Source organism: Microbispora bryophytorum (assembly GCF_043197435.1).
GTDB lineage: Bacteria > Actinomycetota > Actinomycetes > Streptosporangiales > Streptosporangiaceae > Microbispora > Microbispora bryophytorum.
The window spans coordinates 533,856-552,125 of record NZ_JBICTF010000006.1; the positions used below are offsets into that span (position 1 = coordinate 533,856).

The 18,270-nt window shown below is 68.2% G+C and carries 15 protein-coding genes; 11 read left to right on the forward strand and 4 right to left on the reverse strand.

From position 1 onward, the window contains the following. Window positions 1-33: 33 nt before the first annotated feature. Genes ACGFIB_RS23255 through ACGFIB_RS23265 form a run of 3 tightly spaced genes read left to right on the forward strand, consistent with a single transcriptional unit; the run spans window position 34 to window position 3,097 of the window. Window positions 34-624: a TetR/AcrR family transcriptional regulator gene (locus ACGFIB_RS23255; protein WP_393374847.1), complete on the forward strand. Its 591-nt coding sequence runs from the start codon at window positions 34-36 to the stop codon at window positions 622-624. Next, window positions 621-1,376, forward strand: coding sequence for an ABC transporter ATP-binding protein (locus ACGFIB_RS23260; protein ID WP_357017408.1), 756 nt, complete (start codon window positions 621-623; stop codon window positions 1,374-1,376). Before ACGFIB_RS23255 ends, ACGFIB_RS23260 begins: the two co-directional genes overlap by 4 nt. Next, window positions 1,361-3,097 carry a hypothetical protein gene (locus ACGFIB_RS23265; protein WP_393374849.1) on the forward strand — a complete coding sequence of 579 codons (1,737 nt, stop codon included), beginning with the start codon at window positions 1,361-1,363 and terminating at the stop codon, window positions 3,095-3,097. The genes ACGFIB_RS23260 and ACGFIB_RS23265 overlap by 16 nt, the downstream gene beginning before the upstream one ends. 12 nt (window positions 3,098-3,109) lie before the next feature. Here the strand turns inward: ACGFIB_RS23265 and ACGFIB_RS23270 are convergent, their stop codons facing one another. Further along, window positions 3,110-3,703, reverse strand: coding sequence for a TetR/AcrR family transcriptional regulator (locus ACGFIB_RS23270; protein WP_142571966.1), 594 nt, complete (start codon window positions 3,701-3,703; stop codon window positions 3,110-3,112). Between the two features lie 122 nt (window positions 3,704-3,825). Here ACGFIB_RS23270 and wrbA point away from each other — a divergent pair, with 122 nt between their 5' ends. The 4 genes from wrbA to ACGFIB_RS23290 all read left to right on the forward strand — a co-directional run bounded on the left by wrbA (window position 3,826) and on the right by ACGFIB_RS23290 (window position 7,856). Further along, window positions 3,826-4,434 (forward strand): NAD(P)H:quinone oxidoreductase, encoded by a 609-nt coding sequence (gene wrbA / locus ACGFIB_RS23275; RefSeq protein WP_142571967.1) that lies wholly within the window; start codon window positions 3,826-3,828, stop codon window positions 4,432-4,434. 625 nt (window positions 4,435-5,059) lie between these two features. After that, window positions 5,060-6,964, forward strand: coding sequence for a hypothetical protein (locus ACGFIB_RS23280; RefSeq protein WP_393374851.1), 1,905 nt, complete (start codon window positions 5,060-5,062; stop codon window positions 6,962-6,964). Next, window positions 6,961-7,548: a hypothetical protein gene (locus ACGFIB_RS23285; RefSeq protein ID WP_357246130.1), complete on the forward strand. Its 588-nt coding sequence runs from the start codon at window positions 6,961-6,963 to the stop codon at window positions 7,546-7,548. The genes ACGFIB_RS23280 and ACGFIB_RS23285 overlap by 4 nt, the downstream gene beginning before the upstream one ends. Window positions 7,549-7,553: 5 nt before the next feature. After that, a complete protein-coding gene (locus ACGFIB_RS23290) occupies window positions 7,554-7,856 on the forward strand; it encodes a hypothetical protein (RefSeq protein WP_357260810.1) in 303 nt (100 codons plus the stop codon). A gap of 71 nt (window positions 7,857-7,927) precedes the next feature. Here ACGFIB_RS23290 and ACGFIB_RS23295 read toward each other — a convergent pair whose 3' ends face one another. Beyond that, window positions 7,928-8,920 carry a hypothetical protein gene (locus ACGFIB_RS23295; RefSeq protein ID WP_393374855.1) on the reverse strand — a complete coding sequence of 331 codons (993 nt, stop codon included), beginning with the start codon at window positions 8,918-8,920 and terminating at the stop codon, window positions 7,928-7,930. Window positions 8,921-9,439: 519 nt separating this feature from the next. On the opposite strand from ACGFIB_RS23295, the gene ACGFIB_RS23300 reads away from it, so the two are divergent. Continuing rightward, window positions 9,440-9,643 carry a hypothetical protein gene (locus ACGFIB_RS23300; protein ID WP_393374857.1) on the forward strand — a complete coding sequence of 68 codons (204 nt, stop codon included), beginning with the start codon at window positions 9,440-9,442 and terminating at the stop codon, window positions 9,641-9,643. 783 nt (window positions 9,644-10,426) lie between these two features. Here the strand turns inward: ACGFIB_RS23300 and ACGFIB_RS23305 are convergent. Further along, the gene (locus tag ACGFIB_RS23305) at window positions 10,427-11,071 is read right to left on the reverse strand and encodes a TetR family transcriptional regulator (RefSeq protein ID WP_393374859.1); all 645 of its coding nucleotides are present in this window, start codon (window positions 11,069-11,071) and stop codon (window positions 10,427-10,429) included. Between the two features lie 76 nt (window positions 11,072-11,147). On the opposite strand from ACGFIB_RS23305, the gene ACGFIB_RS23310 reads away from it, so the two are divergent. Further along, window positions 11,148-12,428 carry a GH1 family beta-glucosidase gene (locus ACGFIB_RS23310; RefSeq protein WP_393375083.1) on the forward strand — a complete coding sequence of 427 codons (1,281 nt, stop codon included), beginning with the start codon at window positions 11,148-11,150 and terminating at the stop codon, window positions 12,426-12,428. Here the strand turns inward: ACGFIB_RS23310 and ACGFIB_RS23315 are convergent. Beyond that, window positions 12,410-13,318 (reverse strand): coiled-coil domain-containing protein, encoded by a 909-nt coding sequence (locus ACGFIB_RS23315; RefSeq protein WP_393374862.1) that lies wholly within the window; start codon window positions 13,316-13,318, stop codon window positions 12,410-12,412. The genes ACGFIB_RS23310 and ACGFIB_RS23315 overlap by 19 nt on opposite strands. A gap of 212 nt (window positions 13,319-13,530) precedes the next feature. On the opposite strand from ACGFIB_RS23315, the gene ACGFIB_RS23320 reads away from it, so the two are divergent. After that, window positions 13,531-16,593, forward strand: coding sequence for a M14 family metallopeptidase (locus tag ACGFIB_RS23320; protein ID WP_393374865.1), 3,063 nt, complete (start codon window positions 13,531-13,533; stop codon window positions 16,591-16,593). Between the two features lie 144 nt (window positions 16,594-16,737). Continuing rightward, complete coding sequence (locus ACGFIB_RS23325; RefSeq protein ID WP_393374868.1) at window positions 16,738-18,174, forward strand: aldehyde dehydrogenase; 1,437 nt, start codon at window positions 16,738-16,740, stop codon at window positions 18,172-18,174. The last annotated feature ends 96 nt before the right edge of the window (window positions 18,175-18,270 follow it).

The window sequence follows — 18,270 nt, forward strand, 5'->3', positions numbered from 1 at the left end:
GTAGTCATTGAATGAGCGTTTAGGATCCTGAACGTGGCATCAGGAGGGCGGACGTTCACGGAGGACGCCCGGAGGGCGCAGATCATCGACTGCACCATCAGGGCCCTCGCGACGCTCGGCTACCGGCAGGCGTCGATGGCGAAAGTCGCTCAACTCGCGAGGATCACCCCTGGGCTCATCTCGTACCACTTCGGCAGCAAGGACGAACTGATCGCTGCTGTCGTCGCCTACGTGGTGAAGCTCGCCACCGACCTGATGGTGCCGCGCATCACAGCGCAGAAAACCGCCTCCGATGCGCTACGCGTGTACTTCGAGACGAACCTCGAGTTCATGCGCCTGCACCGCGAACCCCTGCTGGCCCTCGTGGAGATCATCACTCACGACCGCAACGGCCCGTACTCCAAGCAACAGGAAACCGCGCTCACCGACATCGAGAAGGTGCTGGCCTGGGGACAGCACACCGGTGAGTTCCGGGATTTCCCACTACGGCCGATGGCGATCGCGATTCGCGGCGCCGTCGACGCCGTGCCCGGTCACCTGCTGAACGACCCCGACCTCGACCTCCGCGGCCTGGCCGTCGAGCTGTCCACCGTCTTTTCTCTCGCCACTAGGAGAGCACCATGACGCCAGCGCTGGAGATCAGCGGGCTGACGAAGCGTTTCGGCGACAAGCTCGCCGTCGACACCATCGACCTCAGCGTCCCCCCGGGCTCCTTCTTCGGGCTTGTCGGCCAGAACGGCGCCGGCAAGACCACCACCCTGTCCATGGCCGTCGGCCTGCTGCGGCCCGACGACGGCAGCGCCAGGATCTTCGGCGAGGACGTCTGGTCCGCCCCCGAGCGGGCCAAGGCCATGGTCGGGGTGCTGCCCGACGGGCTGGCCATGCCCGAGCGGCTGACGGGGCTCGAGGTGCTCACCTATCTGGGCCTGCTGCGGGGGCTCGACAAGGAGGTGGTGGCGCGACGGGCCGAGGACCTGCTGGCCGTGCTGGAGCTGGACGGCGCGGAAAAGACGCTGGTCATCGAGTACTCGACCGGCATGCGTAAGAAGATCGGGCTGGCCACCGCACTGCTGCACGCGCCGCGGCTGCTGGTGCTGGACGAGCCGTTCGAAGCGGTCGACCCGGTGTCGGCCGCCACGATCAAGACGATCCTGCGCGGCTTCGTCGCGGGCGGCGGCTCGATCGTGCTGTCCAGCCACGTCATGGCTCTGGTCGAGCAGCTGTGCGACCGCGTCGCGGTGATCGACCGGGGCACGGTGGCCGCCGCCGGCACGCTGGACGAGGTGCGTGGCGCGAACTCCCTGGAGGAGACCTTCGTCGAGCTCGTCGGCGAGCGGGACAACGGAATCAAGGAGTTATCGTGGCTGTCGCGCTGACCACGCTCACCATGGCCCGGATGAAGGTCGCGATGCTGCGCCACGCCTTCCGTGGCACCCGGGCGCAGACCGCGGGCACCGGCGCGGTGCTCGGCGCACTGCTCGCGGCGGGCACGATCTATCTGGCCTTCACCGATCCGGACCTGCTGGCAGCCGGGTACGCGGTCTGGCTGCTGGGCTGGATACTCGGCCCGATCTTCATGGGCGGCGGCGACGAGACGCTGCGTCCGGAGTACTTCTCGCTGCTGGGCCTGTCACCGCGCCGGCTGGCGGCCGGGCTGCTGGTCTCGGCCTTCGTCGGCGTGGCGCCACTGGTGAGCCTGACCGCCCTGCTCGGGCTGCTGGTCGCGGGCGTCAGGCTCGGCGTCGCCAACGCCCTGGTGGCGGTGCCGGCGATGGCGCTGCAGCTGGCTGTCTTCGTGCTGCTGTCGAAGGTCTCCGTGGCGGTGGTCGGGCTGGCGCTGCGCACCCGGCCGGGTGCGATCGTCTCCGGCCTGCTCAACGGCGCGATACTGGCGGCGCTCGGCCAGATCTGGGTCTTCTTCATGCTCTTCGGCCAGACCGGTGTGCCCGCCGTGGTCTGGTACCTGCCCTCCGGGTGGGGCCTGCTGGCCGTCCAGGGCGAGTGGTGGGCGCTTGGAGCGCTGGCCCTCCTGGCGCTGCTGCTCCTGGGCGTGTGGGCCGCGCTGCTCAGCAGGCGTGCGGGCGCCGCGCGACCCTCCACCCGGGGCAGACGCCCGATGCGGGCGGCGACCGCCAACGGCGCGATCGTCGCCAAGGAGCTGCGCACCTGGTCGCGCGACCTGGTGCGCAACCACCAGCTGACCTTCGCGCTGTCGTACGGCGTCTGCTTCGCGGCCAGCCCGCTGGTCCTCGGCTGGGACGGCATGCTGCCGTACGCGGGTCCGATCTTCATCGTGATGGCCGCGGCCATGACCTCCAACCTGTACGGCACCGACGGCACCGCACTGTGGCTGACGCTGATGACACCGAGCGCGAGCGACGTGCGCGGCAGGCAGCTGGCCTGGCTGTCGGCACACGCGCCGGTGGCGATCGTGCTGACCGTGGCGTTCACCGCGGTCACCGGTGGGCCGTGGCCCCTGATCCTGGCGCTGTTGCCCGCCCTGCTGGGCGGCGCGACCGGGCTGGTGCCGCTGGTCTCGGCGTACGGGCTGGTGCCCGGCACCGACCCGCATCGCCGCGCGGGCAACCCGCTGCGCACCAGCGAGGACGACGGCGGCCTGACCGGGCTGGCCTATCTGATGCTGGCGCTGGTGCTCCTGACGGCCGTGCCGGCAGGCCTGGTGGCGATCTGGTACGGCTGGGCCGGCGTGGCCGTCGGCGTCGTGACCGGCGTGTTGTGTCACTGGGGCTTAGGCCTGCTCGCCGAGCGGCGACTGCGGTCGCAGGGCCCGGAACTGCTGGACGTGATGCGGACCGGCCGCAAGCCGCAGGCGACGATGAAGTTCCGCTTCGAGGAGCTGTCCAAGACGCACAAGACGATCGCCTGGTTGTGCTTCGGCTTCGGCGCCATCCCGCTGGTCCCCCAGGGCATCATCGCCGCCGTCTTCGTGACGAACGGCATGCTGCGCCACACGTGGTTCCTGGCCACGTACATGCCGTCTGGGCTGCGCTATCCGGTCGCGGCGGCCTTCGTCGCGCTCGGGCTGGCCATGTACGGCACGGGCGTCTGGGTCGTCAGACCACGGTCACCTCGATGAGGCGGCCGGCCGTCACGAGAACCCGAGCAGGCTGTCGATGCCGGCCTTGACCTGGTCCCCTGTCAGTCCACATCCGACGGTGAGGTGCGTGAACAGGCTCGGCACGAACGGCGCGAGCAGCAGGTGGGCCAGGACCGTGGGGTCCGATTCGGGTCTCATCTCGCGCATCAGCACGGACACATGCGTATGCATGGCGAGGTAGGCGCCGCTCTGATAGCGGGCTCCCGGTGAGGCGGACTCCGCCGCTCTCATGATTTCGCCCTGCTCGATGATCCGGTCGGCGACCACGTGGAGGAAGGCACGCAGCCGATCGGCGGGCGGAGCGCCGGGGCCAAGGGGTGGTGGGCCGGTCATGAAGGCTTCCTGGAAGCGCTGCTCACCATCGTCGAGCACCGCCAGCAGAAGGCGGCTCACGTCACCGAACCGGCGATAGACGGTGCCGACGCCCATGCCCGCGGCGTGTGCCACGGCGTTCATGGTGACGGCTTCGGGGCCCTGCTCCGCGATCAGGCGGGCCGTCGCGTCGAGGATCCTGCGCCGGTTACGGGCGGCGTCCGCGCGCTCCGGCAGAACCTGTCCGGTGACGGGAAGCTCGCTGCGGGCCATGGTCCAGAGGCTACCGGACCGGAGATCCGGTTCCGGTTTGCAAACCGGATTGTTATCCGATTTACTGCGAGCGAACCGGATAGCTATCCGGTTGATCGTCGTCGTTCGGAGGAGACGTCATCATGAGTGCCAAGATCGCTGTCATCTACTACTCGGCCACCGGCAACGTCCACCAGCTCGCCAAGGCGGTAGCCGAGGGCGCGGAGAAGGCCGGCGCCGAGGTCCGGCTGCGCCGGGTCGCCGAACTGGCGCCGGACTCCGCCATCGACGCCAACCCGGCCTGGCGCGAACACGTCGAGGCCACCAAGGACGTCGAGGTCGCCACGCTGGACGATCTGGTCTGGGCGGACGCCTACGCCTTCGGCTCGCCGACCCGTTACGGCAACATCGCCTCACAGCTCAAGCAGTTCATCGACACCACGGGCGGCATCTGGCAGCAGGGCGTCATGGCCAACAAGCCCGCCACCGGGTTCGCCAGCGCCCACAACGCCAACGGCGGCAACGAATCGACGATCCTCGCCCTCTACAACACCTTCCACCACTGGGGTTCCATCATCGTCTCGCCCGGTTACACCAACCCGGTGGTGTACCCCGCGGGCGGCAACCCGTACGGCACCGCCCACCCGGGCGGCGCGGGCGCCCCGTCCGAGGACACTCTCGCGGCCGCGCGCTACCAGGGCGAGCGCCTGACGGACATCACGACCCGCCTCCTGACCGGCCGGCCTGCCTGAACGGCGGCATGCCGCACGTGCTGACGGTGACCTGCACAGGCTCCGAGGAATAGGCCGCTCCCTCCGTTCGCGATCACGTCGCTGTCTCGAACGGCACCACGCGAGCGGCCTCTTCCTGCGTCTCGGGGCAGACGGCGCCGTCGCCCCGGGGCGTCCGTGCCGCTCCCGCAAAGTTCTCAATTCACTCGCCAGCGGGCGAAGGCGGACTTCATCAGCGAGAAACGCAGCAAACAGAAATGAGCGGGAGCAGCACAAGTTTCCGTCCAACGCCAGAGGGTTGCGGTCCTTTAGGGTCGTACATGTCACCGAGTTACGGTATTTCGCAAGCTATACCCGACCTGCTTGCTTATCTTTACTATGGCGGGATTCGGCCGTAATCTTTGCGCTGGAGTTGTCGCGTTCCGCCGACCGCGCTGGAGTTCGCCGCCTCATAGCCTCACCGTCATCCGCGTCAGACTCATCACCAGCGCCCTCACCGGCCCAGCGCCCCTCGCTGATTCCCGAGCCCCCGCCCGCCGCGCGACAGCCAAGCGAAACCTCGCCCACCGCCACGCCCTCCGCCCAGCCCCAGACGTCACCGATTGCCGGCATCAGTGACGGCTATTCCGGCATCGATCCCGCCGCGATGGACGACTTCGAACGCGGGCTCGGCGGTGCGGAAGACGCGCTCGGCCGCAACGAGCAGATCATCGACCGGACACTGCGGCAGCTCGACCTCGACACATCGGGCTTGGGCGCCCTCCGTGAGATGAGGAACTGGATCACGGCCAGTCGTCCGGACCTCCGGCGCCGCAGCGAGACGATCCGCGCGCAGCAGAGCAAATGGAGCGCCGGTGCGGGCCTTCTCGGCGGCCTGAGCGACTTCGACGAGACCGTGTACGGCAAGGCAGGGCATGACCCTGATCTCTACGCCGCCGTGACCACGGTGACCCAGGCCGCCGAAAAGGGCGAGATCGACGAACAGACGCTGAAGGCGCTGGAGAAGCGGAAGGACGACCCCGCCTTCACCGCCGGTCTGATGAGCGCTCTTGGCGCGGCCGGTTTCCGCGAACTGATGGCGAAGACCGTCGACCACGGCGACGATCGGAAGGTGACGCGGTTGCAGGCCGCCCTCGGCGCCGCGCTGGGCACGACGAGTTCCCGGCTGAGCCCGGCCTGGCGCGACCAGCTCGCTCCCCCGGTCACCGCCAATCCGAAAGAGGCATACGCGGTCGCTCTCGCGCTGAAGAACGGCAAGGCGGACACCTCATTCCTGGTGGCGGTCGCCAGGAAACTCGACGCCTGGGACCGTGCCCGGAGCAAGCTGCCCGTTTCCTCGCCCGACGTCATGGTGCCGCTGATGGAGGCGCTCGGTAAGAATGCGGCCGCCGCTCAGGACTTCTTCGCCAAAGACGCCACGGCGCTGAAGCACTTCCTGACCGAGCGTTCCACCCAGGACGGCGGGAAGGCGCTGGGCAAGGCCCTGGAGGCCGCGATGCTCGTCTTCCGCGATCACGACGGCTCACCGGACCAGCCGTCCCGCGGCTACCTGTCGGCCAAGCTCGCCTCCGAGTTCGCACATCTAGAGGCCCAGCGAATCGACGCCGGCGACCCTCCGGAATCCCTCATCCCGGCGGCCATAACCGGCCGCATTCTCGCCGGCTACATCGCCGACATCAACCGCATCGCCCAAAGCGGGACCGGCACCCGTGTTCCCGCGGTATGGGGAGCCGACAATCCGAGCATCCCTCAGCAGGACCCCTGGGGCGCCCAGTTCGACTTGAAGGAACTACGCCAGGTAATGCAGGAGGCGTTCGTCGACTCATCGGCGTTCACCCCGATTATAGCCGCGCAGGCAGCCTTCAGCAGCCTGGCGATCGATTACGGGACTGCAGAGAAGATGGCCGGGCGTGGCGACCAGGTCCTCATGACCAATGCGAAGCGGATAGGGGCAGGTTTCGCCCTGATCACCGATGCCGCCGGCCTGGCGAAAATAGAGAAAGGCGCGGAACTCGACAAGACGAGGCAGCGGAACGCCAAGGTTCTGACCGCCGTGGTGAATACCTGGCTGGCCATACCACAGGCAGGAATCTGGCCGGTCTCCAGTGGCGTCGTGGGGGCATGGACCGGGTTGATCGAAGACGGCTTCGAAGGCGAAGCGGAAAGCAATGCCCGTAGCGACGCGAACATCGCTGTCAACCAAACTCGCACTCTGCTGCACGACCTGACGGCACAGGCGATGCTGAAGCATGGGCTGTTCGGAACGGCCGAATCCCCAGCGAAGACCCACCCTTGGGAGTCCTTGGAAGGACTGAACAAGGGAGACGATCCCCGAGCGAACCCCAACAACTTTCTGGAAGATGACGGCCAAACGCTTATGAGCAGGAACGAGATGATTCGCAAAGGCGCGGCCAACGGCACTGATAATGACCAGAGGTTACAGGCGTATGAGCGATGGCTGCACGAGGGCCCGGCAGGAAAGACATGGCAGGAGGTTGAGGACCGATTGGACTTGGGCTTCAAAAGCGGCTTCTCCCAGTATCAGTCATGAGGGCGATCGGGCTCGCGATACTGGCGCTGTCAGCTATGGCGCTGGCGACCACCGCATGCCAATCCGGGGACGAGTCCACGCATCGCACACCTCTGCCGACGGTGGCCGCCCCTCCCTATGTCTGCGATCACATCCCTCTGCGGGCAGTGGAATTGATGACAGGGCTTCACGATCCGATGGCTCGTGGATTCTTCGACCTGTCAATCTCCGAGGGCATCGGCGACGGGAATTGCGCGGTCTATCAGCGCGACGGGGAACAGTCGAAGGTGCTGCTGATCGATCTTGCACCTAGCGGATTCAAGGAAGAGGTCGAGGAGAATATCCGACTGGGCGCATCCCCGCTGCCGGAGATCGTTCCCGGAGCGATCGGCTCTTACTTCGAGCCGCCTGACAGCAAGGACAATGAGGCGTCCGCCTTACTTGTGCGAGGTAAGGCGGCACTGACCATTCGCCTGGAGATGGGAGCCGCGGGTAGGGACAATGCGGCGGATGTGGTGGCGTTGATGAAGCTGATCGCGCCAAAGCTGATCACCGACGCGAGCGCTCCGTCGAAGAGCCCCTCTCATGCGCCGACCAAGGGGTGACGCTTGTGGCTCAGCTGGTCACCAACCCGCTGCACACGGCCCTGCAGAACGCCCTGCGAACGGTCGAACCCCTGGTCGATGACATCGAGCAGGGTGTCGAGAGGCCCTACCTGCACTTCCACCAGGGGACGGTGTGGACGGGCCCGGCGGCCAAGCGCTTCGACGAACAGTTCACCCAGCACCGCTCCCGCGTCCGCGCCGCGAGCGACAGGATCCTGTCCGACCTACGCCAGGCACTGGCCCGCACACCGCCAGAGGTGACAGAGGAAGAGGCCAAGACGATCAGAGTCAGATACGGCCTGCTCTGACGACATCCACTGGCCGTCCCGCTCAACCCGACAATGATGGTGATCGCAGGGCTTGCCGCTCAAGCGCAGGGTCAAGCTCTCCTGCTCGCGGATGCGAGCGTGAGGAGTTCGCGTAGCTCGCCGACTGCGGGCCGCTCCTGCCGGTCACGTGGTGCGGCGTGCAGGACCATACGCCCGGTCTCGATGACGTGGTGGCTGCGGTAGGCGGGGGCGAGCCGGTCGATCACCGTCGCCGCCTGGCGCATGCCCTGGTCGACGCCGCCCTGAGCGACCATGCACAGCGCCTCGTGCAGGCGGACGTTCGCGTCGTACTGGTAGTCGTGGGTTGATCGGAGAAGGTCGTCGCGTGCCCGGTCCGCCTCGGGCTCATTACCCGACCCGGCATGCACCCAGCTCTCCGCGAAATGGATCTGGTTGGGCTTCCAGAAGCCGAAGGAGTCCGCCGCCACGCCCGCCGAGGCCAGACGCAGCAGGTCGTCCAGCGCCGTACGCGCCTCGTCGTGCCGGCCGAGCACGGTCAGTGCCTTGGCCCGGGTGGTCTGGAGGTCCACGGTCGGCCCTCCGGCGATGCGCTCGGCGCTCTCGACGAGGCCGAGCACGGTCTGCGGGTCGCGCTGGCCGTACAGGCCGTGACCGGCCTCCTCGCCGCGCACCAGCAACCGCAGTCGCAGATCTCCCGAGGCGTCGGCGGCCTGACGGGCCGTACGCCACCAGCGCAGGGCGGCCCCATGCTCCCCCAGCCGGGTCAGCGCATTGGCGTGAACGGACGCGAGCGCCGCCGTGACCCGGTGCAACTCGGTCACGTCCTCCGGCGTCGAGGTCTCCGTCTGGTTTCGCACAGCCATCAGATCGATGAGCAGGTCCGCCACCATCTGTGCCGGAGGCCGTGTGCGCAGCGCGTGCAGGTGGTCGGCGCAGGCGAGGTGCCAGTCCTCGATACTCCGAGGTTCGCCGTTCATCGCGAGGTCGAGTAGATGGCGTACCGGCTCATGGGCAGCGGCACCACCGAGCGCCCCCATGCCGAGACTCGCGATCGCCAGTTGCAGCAGGCGACGACGCTCCATGGATTCACCTTTGTCCTGGTCCGGCGTTCTCGATTCGGCACGGAGTCGATTCAACTCGGTCACCGCTCGGTGCAGCGCGATCAGGAATCCGTCCGCATCGAAAAAGCCGTCGAGGCGGCGTACCGAATCGGCATGAGGCAGGCATTCCCCGCGTTCCCATCGGGCAATCCGTGACCAATCGGTAAGGACTTCCTCCCCCACTCTGGTCAGGGGCACATCGCCCCGCATCCGGCGCAGTGCCGCACCGAACAGGTGCAGCGGAGACACACCGGGATCCACCGGATTCGGCCTGCGCGACATGCCCCTCCCAATTGGCGATATTGGCTCCGCTGTTCGGCCAGCTCAAAACCCTTAAACGACCTCTGATCCCGCCTCAGTATGAAGGGGAAACGGCACTTCAGCCCCGAAAACAGCGGGACCCGCAGGCGACTGCACCGCCGTACGGGCCCCTTGATCAGGATCGGAGGTCCTGACCCGATGACAAACGATAGAGGCACAGTCCTCGCCGGTTGGCGGATCATGAGAAGCGACGTCGGCCGGTTCTGGGCCACCCGCGAGCGCCCCTTCCCACAAGCGGCCGAGGACGCCGGAGCCATGCGCACCGTGGACGCCGACGACCTGCGGGACCTGTGCCGGGTCATGGCAGAGCAAGAGAGCCTGGCCGACACGACAGCGGTGCAGGCGGGCCGCCCTTGGGAGGGCTTGACAGGCGGCCACAGTTGAATACGATAAGTGATGCGTAGCCCACTCGGGGTTACGAAGTGAAGCCGGGTTAACCTCCGCAGGTGGTGGCCCGGCTTTCGCGCGCCCAGCGGTCACTTCGCGCGTCCAGCGGTCACAGAGGCTCGCAGCCCACGTACGAAAGAACTCCTCCCAAGCCGACAGCCCCGGGGTCCTCGTCTCGCGCAAGCGCCCTCGCCGTACTGCTCACCACTACGTCCGCTACCCAGAGAAGAGGCTCCTTCGCGACCGCGGCATGTCCGTATTCGAACCGCGCCGGCCGACCCGCCAGACCACTCAGGACTCGGCGATCGTGCCTATCCTGGTTCGCCTCACGCTCCGCAAGCACGACGGAACGAACCTGATGCGGCAGTTCCTGCACCAGCCAGGCGAGTGCCCTGGCACGTGCCGCCTCTTTGCGCTTGGGGCGATCAAAGCGACAGCCGTACACCCTCGCCGCGATAGGTAGAGACCGAACCTCTCGGATCATCTCAGTACGGGTCCGGTCGTCCTCCTGCGACCAGTGCGGCGTCCGTGCGGTTGGGACTACAGAGCACAACCGCCTGCGGGCTTCTTCGCTCAGAGCAGGCGTGGCCAGCACGAGTCCGATCACATACAGACGGACGTCAGTGTGGATCGACTCGTCGATGAACCCGACCAAGGCAAACTCAGGGGGATGCATGAAGTAATCATGCCGTAACTCTCCGGAGTCCTCGCGTTTTAAGGCGCACAGCCTCCGCTGCCTCGGCTCCGGCCCGAAGTTCTGCAGTCAGTCTGCATAGGCGCTTATCGAAGGTGGTCGGAGAGATAGCGGCGCACGAGGCGTTTGCATTCGGCGATGAGATCGGGGTCGCCGCCGGGGTGCGCACGGAAGGCCAGCTTGAGCACGGCGTCGGCGGCCTCGACCGCGACGACGAAGGCGCGGGACAGCCCCTCGCCGGGCGCGACGCCGAGCAGGTCCACGATGAGAGAGCGCAGGCGGTCGGCGACGACCACGTTGTTCTCCAGCGCCTCGTCGAGCATCCGCTGGGTGCCGGGCAGGGCGGGGCCGCCGGGAGTGGCGAGCACCTCGCCGAAGTCCACCACGCCGAAGCCGGGTGTGCTCCGTTTCATGCGCACGAACTCGTCGACGACCAGGTCCACGACGCCGGTCCAGTCCGACAGCGGCTCGGTGGCCAGCCGGGAGGTGATCCGGTCCAGGTACGCCTCCAGGTTCCGCAGCGCGAGCGCGCGGACCAGGCTCTGCTTGTCGGTGAAGAACTGGTAGAAGGTCCCGATCGGCACCTCGGCCCGGCGGGCGACCTCCTTGGTGGTCAGGGCGGCGTATCCCACTTCGTCGAGCAGCAGGGCGCACTCGTCCAGCATGCGCTCGACCCGCTCCTGGCTGCGGCGCTGGGAGGGTTGTCGGCGGAGTGCTCCCCCTGTTGTCATTCCGCTATTGTCTCCCGCTTTTCAAACATCCGAGTTAACATGAGTTCTCCTCATATTAGCGGAGAGAGGCGGCATGATGTTCCTCTGGGGAACGGCCACCGCGTCGTACCAGATCGAAGGAGCGGTCACCGAGGACGGCAGAGGGCCCTCGGTCTGGGACACCTTCTCCCACACGCCCGGCCGGGTTCGCGACGGGCACACGGGCGACGTCGCCTGCGACCACTACCACCGCTACCCCGAGGACGTCGCGCTGATGGCCGGCCTGGGCGTCAACGCCTACCGCTTCTCCATCGCCTGGCCCCGGGTGATGCCCACCGGCGCCGGCCCCGTCAACCAGGCCGGGCTCGACTTCTACGACCGTCTCATCGACGCGCTGTGCGAGCGCGGCATCGCTCCCGTGCCGACGCTGTTCCACTGGGACCTGCCGCAGGCGCTGGAGGACGAGGGCGGCTGGCTGAGCCGTGACACCTCCCGCCGTTTCGCCGACTACGCCGCCGTCGTGGCCGAGCGACTGGCCGACCGCGTACGCATGTGGATCACGCTCAACGAGCCGTTCGTCCACATGGTGGAGGGATACGGCCTGGGCATACACGCCCCGGGCAGGGCGCTCATGTTCGACGCCCTGCCGGTGGCCCACCACCAGATGCTCGGGCACGGCCTGGCCACGCAGGCGCTGCGCGCGGCCGGGGCGGAGCAGGTGCTGCTCACCAACAACTGCACGCCGGTCTGGCCCGCCTCCGACTCGCCAGAGGACCTGGCCGCCGCCGAGACGTACGACATCCTGCACAACCGGCTGTTCAACGACCCGGTCCTCACCGGCGCCTACCCCGATCTGTCCGCGTTCGGCGTAGAGATCCCGGTGAAATACGGTGACCTGGAGACGATCGCCCAGCCCCTCGACGGGCTGGGGATCAACTACTACAACCCCACGCGAATCGGCGGTCCCGGCGGGGACGGCCTGCCGTTCCGGTTCGAAGAGATCTCCGGCGTTCCCACCACGGCGTTCGGCTGGCCCGTCGTCCCCGACGGCCTGCGCGAGCTGCTCGACTCCCTCAAGGCGCGGTACGGCGACGCGCTGCCGCCCGTCTACATCACCGAGAACGGCTGCTCCTACGACGGCCTGGACGACCAGGAGCGGATCGCCTACCTCGACGGCCACATCCGGGCGATGCGGCAGGCGGACGTGGACCTGCGGGGTTACTTCGTCTGGTCACTGCTGGACAACTTCGAGTGGGCCGAGGGCTACCACCAGCGGTTCGGCCTGGTCCACGTCGACTTCGAGACCCAGCGGCGCACCCCGAAGGCGTCCTACCACTGGCTGCGGAAGTTCCTGGAGGCTCAGAGCACCGACACGTGAACGTGGTCGTAGTGGTTGGCGGTGATGCCGCCGCGGTCGGACATCATCCGCCAACCGGCACGCGTACGCATGTCGTAGTAGCGCTGCTGCCAGATGATGTACATGATCCCGTACTCGCTCGCGTGCTGGATGCACCACTGCGCGAGGGCGTCGCCGCGCTCCTTGGCCACGGCGTCGGGCATGCGGCCGCCGCTGCTCATCATGAAGTCGCAGGCCCGGCCTTTGCCGTGCTCCCCCGGGTCGCCGGCCCGCAGGCAGCCCACACTGAAGGGCATCGGGAACTGCGACATGATCACGTTGCGTACGGTGACCAGGCGTTGCGTCAGGCCGCTGCCGGCGTCGGGGATCTGGAAGCCGTACTTGGCCATCAGCCGCTCGACCTCTCCGCGCCTCGACTTGAGCTCCTTGATGTGGGCCTGCAGCTTGTCGATCTCGTCGGAGGCCGCGGCGGCCGCCTTCTTCTGCTTGGCGACGAGACCCTTGACGCTGTTGAGCCGCTCGGTCCTGGCGTTGCCCAGATAGGCCAGCGTGGCCAGCGAGCTCGGGTCGGCCGACAGGGAGAAGAGCCGGGAGGCGTCCGCGCCCCCGCTCATGTACGAGGTCTGGGCGAACGCGGCCACCTGCCGCTGGGCCGCGACCAGGTCGCCCTTCAGCTTGTCGACCCTGCCGGACGCCTTCTGCACGGCCCTCTTCGCGTCCTCCAGGCTGAGGATCTCGCCGCGGTACTCCTTCTGGAGCGCGGCAGCCTCCTGGGTGAGCTTGCGGAGCTTGGCCTGCTGGTCGGGCTCGGCCTCGGCGGTGAGTGTCCCCGAGACGGCGCCCGAAACAGACGGTGCGACGAGTAGCGCGGTGGTGACCACCGCCAGTCTGGCCCAGCGTCCCGACCGCACGCGACCTCCACTCGGATTCGGCCTGAAACTATAGAAGACGATCTTTACGTCTGCTACCGGAACAGGCGAAACTCTTGGGCTCAAAACGGACAACTGCCGGTTTTTCTGTGCTGTAACCAATTCGAGACTTACGCGACGCCTTACCGCACTTGAACACAATTTGACCCCGACAGAGATTCGGGAGATCGTCACCCTCCACGAAGGGCTCACCGATGTCCCGACGAGAGATCGTCTCGACTCTGGCCGCCGCGGTTCTCGGCGCGGCGCTCCTGCTGCCGGTATCCCCGGCGCAGGCCGGCCAGGGCGACCCGCTCCCCCCAGCGGACCAAGCCGACCTCTACCAGCTCGACAGCGCGCCCGGCACCTCCAGCACGCTGACCCAGAAGGGCTTCGACGTCGTCCAGCGGCACCTCGCGGGCGACAAGGAGCACGTCGAACTGACGGCGACCCCCGCCGAGCTCAAGAAGCTCCAGATCCTCGGCTACCGCCCGCAGCCCGTGCGCAACCCGCAGGGCCAGACGCAGTCGCAGGCCGCGAAGGCGCAGGCGGCCGGCGGATACACCGTCTGGAAGTCCTACTCGGAGAAGGGCGGGATCGCCGACCAGCTGCGATCCATCGCGGACGCCAACAAGGACATCGCGAAGCTGGAGACGATCGGCAAGACCCTCCAGGGGAGGGACATCCTCGCGCTGAAGCTGACGAAGCTGGCCCGGGTGCTGCCCGACGGCGTCAAGCCGTCGGTGCTTTACTCGGCCACCCAGCACGCCCGTGAGTGGATCGCGGCCGAGGTCGACATGCGGCTGCTGAAGTATCTGGTGGCCAACAAGGGCAAATCCGACGTCGGCCGGTTGCTGACCACCACCGAGGTGTGGTTCGTGCCGGTCGCCAACCCCGACGGCTACGACTTCACCTTCACCGAGGGCAACCGGCTCTGGCGCAAGAACCTCCGCGACAACGACGGCGACGGCCAGATCACGGGCAACGACGGCGTCGACCTCAACCGCAACTTCCCCACCCGCTGGGGATACGACGAGGAGGGCTCCTCCGGCGTCTTCAGCAGCGAGACCTACCGCGGCGCCGGCGCGGTGTCCGAGCCCGAGACCCGGGCCATGGACGGCCTGCTCAAGCGGCTGCGTTTCACGGCGCAGGTCAACTACCACTCCTTCGGCCCGCTGCTGCTGTATCCCGAGGGCTGGCAGGTCGAGACGAAGACCGCGGACGACCCCGTCTACCTGGCGCTGACCGGCACGGACGAGAACCCGGCCGTCCCCGGCTTCGACCCGGGGGTCGGCGCCGAGCTCTACACGACGAACGGTGAGACCACCGACCACGCGCATAAGGCGTACGGCACGCTCGCCTGGACGCCGGAGCTGGAGGAGGGCTGCGACGGCTGCGGCTTCGTCTTCCCCGACGACGAGGCGCTGGTGCAGGCCGAGTTCGAGAAACAGCTTCCCTTCGCGCTCGACGTCCTCAAGTCGGCGCCGAACCCGAGCGAGCCGGTCAGCCACCTCGGCACCACTGTGCCCGACTTCGTGGTGGACGCGTTCGACGTCAGCTACGGCACCGACCAGGTCGTGCAGGTGAACGCCAAGCGCAAGCTCGGGCCCGTGTTCCTCGAATACCAGATCAACGGCGGCCGCACCAAGATCGCCCCGACCTCCGAATGGAAGGGCGGAGAGCGGTACGGCGACGGCTACGACACCTACTTCCACCAGCTCAGGGGCACGGTCAAGGGCGCGAAACCCGGCGACACCGTGAAGGTGTGGTTCCGCTCGGTCACCAAGAAGAGCGAGGAGTTCACCTACAAGGTCGCCACGGACGTCGGCGGCAAAGTCCTGATCGTCGCGGCGGAGGACGTCACGGGCATCAGCCCGGCCCAGGGCGTCACGGAGGCGAAGTACGCCGACGACTACGCCAAGGCGCTCAAGGAGGCCGGCTACTCCTCCGACGTGTACGACGTGGACAGGAACGGCCGTAAGGCGCCCCACCCGCTCGGGGTCCTCAGCCACTACAAGGCCGTGGTCTGGGAGACCGGCGACGACATCATCCCCCGTGCGTCCGGGCAGCCCGGCGGCAGCGCCGCCAACCTGGCCGAGTCACTGGAGCTGGCGTTCCGCGACTACCTCAACGAGGGCGGCAAGCTGCTCGCCACCGGAAAGTACGCGCTGTACGGCCAGAACACGAACGGCTCCTACTGGTACGAGCCGGACTACCCGGCGCAACCCGAATGCACGACCCTGAGCAAGCCGCCGTGCCTCTCGCTGAGCAACGACTTCGTGCAGTACTACCTGGGCGCCTACACCTACGTGGAGGGCGGCGGCCAGGACGCCGGCGGGAACACGCTGCCGCTGCGGGGCGCCGGCGGCGCCTTCGCCGGTTTCACCGGCACGCTCAACGGCGGCGACTCGCCCGGCAACCAGGACCGCACCGCCTCGTTCGTCACGACCTCCTCGGTCCTGCCGGCCGACCGGTTCCCGCAGTTCGCCGCCTCGGCCCCGCTCAAGTGGCAGTACGACACAGGATCGCCGTTCAGTCCGCACACCGGCTCCTGGGACGTGCAGAGCGGTCAGGCGGACGTGTCCTACAAGCGCCTGACGAGGACGATCGACCTCACCGGTAAGACCAGTGGCGAGCTGTCGTTCTGGACGTCGTACAACACCGAGCCGAACTGGGACTTCCTGACCGTCGAGGCGCACACGGCGGGCCAGGACGACTGGACGACGCTGCCCGACGCCAACGGGCACACCTCGCAGGAGGCGGGCGACAGCTGCGCCAGCGGCTGGGTGGACATCCATCCGTTCACCGCCCACTACCAGACGTACGACGGCGCGTCGTCCTGCACCGCCACCGGCACGACCGGCGCGTGGCACGCGGCCTCCGGCTCGTCGAACGGCTGGCAGCAGTGGTCGGCGGACCTGACGGCGTACGCCGGCAAGAAGGTCGAGGTGTCGATCTCCTACATCAGCGACTGGGGCACCCAGGGCCTCGGCGTGTGGCTGGACGACGTGACCGTCAAGGCCGACGGCGCGACCCTCGCGGAGACCTCGTTCGAGGACGACCTGGGCGGCTGGACCGTCGCCGGGCCGCCGCCCGGGTCCTGGGTCGCGCTGAACGACTGGGTGCGCAGCGACCGCGCGCTCGACGACGGCGCGGGCATCACCACGAAGGACACGGTCTACTTCGGCTTCGGCGCGGAGGGCGCGACGACTCAGGCCATGCGGACGGACCTGATCCGCCGGGCGATGACCCACCTGCTCGGACGAGCGCGTCCGTAGAACCCGGGGTCCGGCCCGCACCACCCGGCCCACGCCGCCCAGCGCGGGCGGTGCGGGCCGGACCCCGGCGGCTCTTGCCAAGGCCGACCAGAACATGGTTCGGTCTACTGAGTGCGCGAAGACGCGCCCGAGCAGGAGGCAGGCATGTTGCAGCACGACACGCTGTTCATCGGGGGCGACTGGGTGGCCCCCGCGGGCACGGACACGATCGAGGTGATCTCTCCCCACAGCGAGGAGGTCGTGGGCCGCGTCCCGGACGGCACCGCCGCCGACATGGACCGCGCCGTCGCCGCCGCCAGGGACGCCTTCGACAACGGGCCCTGGCCGCGGATGACGATGGCCGAGCGCGCGGCGATCGTGGGACGGCTGGCGGAGATCTACGAGGCGCGTCAGGCCGAGATGGCGGAGATCATCACGGCGGAGATGGGCTCCCCGATCACGTTCTCCCAACTCGCCCAGGCGCCGCAGCCGCTGGGCATGCTCAAGTACTACGCCGGCCTCGGCGCGACGTTCGCCGAGGAGGAGGAGCGACCCGGCATGTTCGGCCCGGTGGTCGTCCGCCGCGAGCCGGTCGGCGTGGTGGCGGCCGTCGTCCCCTGGAACGTCCCCCAGTTCGTCACCATGACCAAGCTGGCCCCGGCGCTCGTCGCGGGCTGCACGGTGGTGCTCAAACCGGCCCCCGAGACGCCGCTCGACTCCTACCTGCTCGCTGAGATGATCACAGACGCCGGCATTCCGGCCGGGGTCGTCAACATCGTCGCGGCCGGCCGTGAGGCGGGCGAGCACCTGATCTCCCACCCGGGCGTCGACAAGGTCGCCTTCACCGGCTCGACCGCCGCCGGCCGCAGGATCGCGTCGATCTGCGGTGAGCAGCTCAAGCGCTGCACGCTCGAACTCGGCGGCAAGTCGGCCGCGATCATCCTGGACGACTGCCACCTGCCCGCGGCCATGGGCTTCCTGTCGATGGCCTCGCTGATGAACAACGGCCAGGCGTGCGTCGCGCAGACCCGCATCCTCGCCTCCCGCAACCGCTACGACGAGGTGGTCCAGGCCGTCGCCGAGATGGTGACGGGCCAGCAGGTGGGCGACCCCGCCGACCCGGCCACCGGGATCGGGCCGCTGGTGGCCAGGCGGCAGCAGGAGCGGGTCGAGGGCTACATCAGGGCGGGCATCGAGGAGGGCGCCAAGCCCGTCGTCGGCGGACTCGACCGGCCGTACGACCGGGGCTGGTACGTCGCCCCGACCGTCTTCGCCGGGGCCACCAACGACATGCGCATCGCCCGCGAGGAGATCTTCGGCCCGGTGCTGACGGTGATCCCGTACGAGGACGAGGCGGACGCGGTGCGGATCGCCAACGACAGCGACTACGGCCTGTCGGGCTCGGTCTGGACCGCCGACACCGACCGCGGGATGGACGTCGCCCGCCGGGTGCGCACCGGCACCTACGGCGTCAACATGATGCACACGCTCGACCCGAACACGCCGTTCGGCGGCTTCAAGGCCAGCGGCCTCGGCCGGGAGCTCGGACCCGAGGGCCTGTCGGCCTACCTGGAGACCAAGTCCATCGCCCGTCTGGGCTGAACGCGTCCCTCCGGCCCGGTACGGCGTGCGTGCCGCACCGGGCCGGTGAAACCGCCCAGCGCGCCCCCGCGACGCTGGGCCACACCGTGTGAAGGT

Bases quoted from the DNA above. Each gene is read 5' to 3' on its own strand.
- ACGFIB_RS23305 (WP_393374859.1), bottom strand. From the start codon at position 11,071: ATGACAACAGGGGGAGCACTCCGCCGACAACCCTCCCAGCGCCGCAGC.
- ACGFIB_RS23310 (WP_393375083.1), top strand. From the start codon at position 11,148: ATGTTCCTCTGGGGAACGGCCACCGCGTCGTACCAGATCGAAGGAGCG.
- ACGFIB_RS23325 (WP_393374868.1), top strand. From the start codon at position 16,738: ATGTTGCAGCACGACACGCTGTTCATCGGGGGCGACTGGGTGGCCCCC.
- ACGFIB_RS23300 (WP_393374857.1), top strand. From the start codon at position 9,440: ATGAGAAGCGACGTCGGCCGGTTCTGGGCCACCCGCGAGCGCCCCTTC.
- ACGFIB_RS23280 (WP_393374851.1), top strand. From the start codon at position 5,060: ATGGACGACTTCGAACGCGGGCTCGGCGGTGCGGAAGACGCGCTCGGC.
- ACGFIB_RS23270 (WP_142571966.1), bottom strand. From the start codon at position 3,703: ATGGCCCGCAGCGAGCTTCCCGTCACCGGACAGGTTCTGCCGGAGCGC.
- ACGFIB_RS23285 (WP_357246130.1), top strand. From the start codon at position 6,961: ATGAGGGCGATCGGGCTCGCGATACTGGCGCTGTCAGCTATGGCGCTG.
- ACGFIB_RS23320 (WP_393374865.1), top strand. From the start codon at position 13,531: ATGTCCCGACGAGAGATCGTCTCGACTCTGGCCGCCGCGGTTCTCGGC.
- ACGFIB_RS23295 (WP_393374855.1), bottom strand. From the start codon at position 8,920: ATGGAGCGTCGTCGCCTGCTGCAACTGGCGATCGCGAGTCTCGGCATG.
- ACGFIB_RS23260 (WP_357017408.1), top strand. From the start codon at position 621: ATGACGCCAGCGCTGGAGATCAGCGGGCTGACGAAGCGTTTCGGCGAC.
- wrbA (WP_142571967.1), top strand. From the start codon at position 3,826: ATGAGTGCCAAGATCGCTGTCATCTACTACTCGGCCACCGGCAACGTC.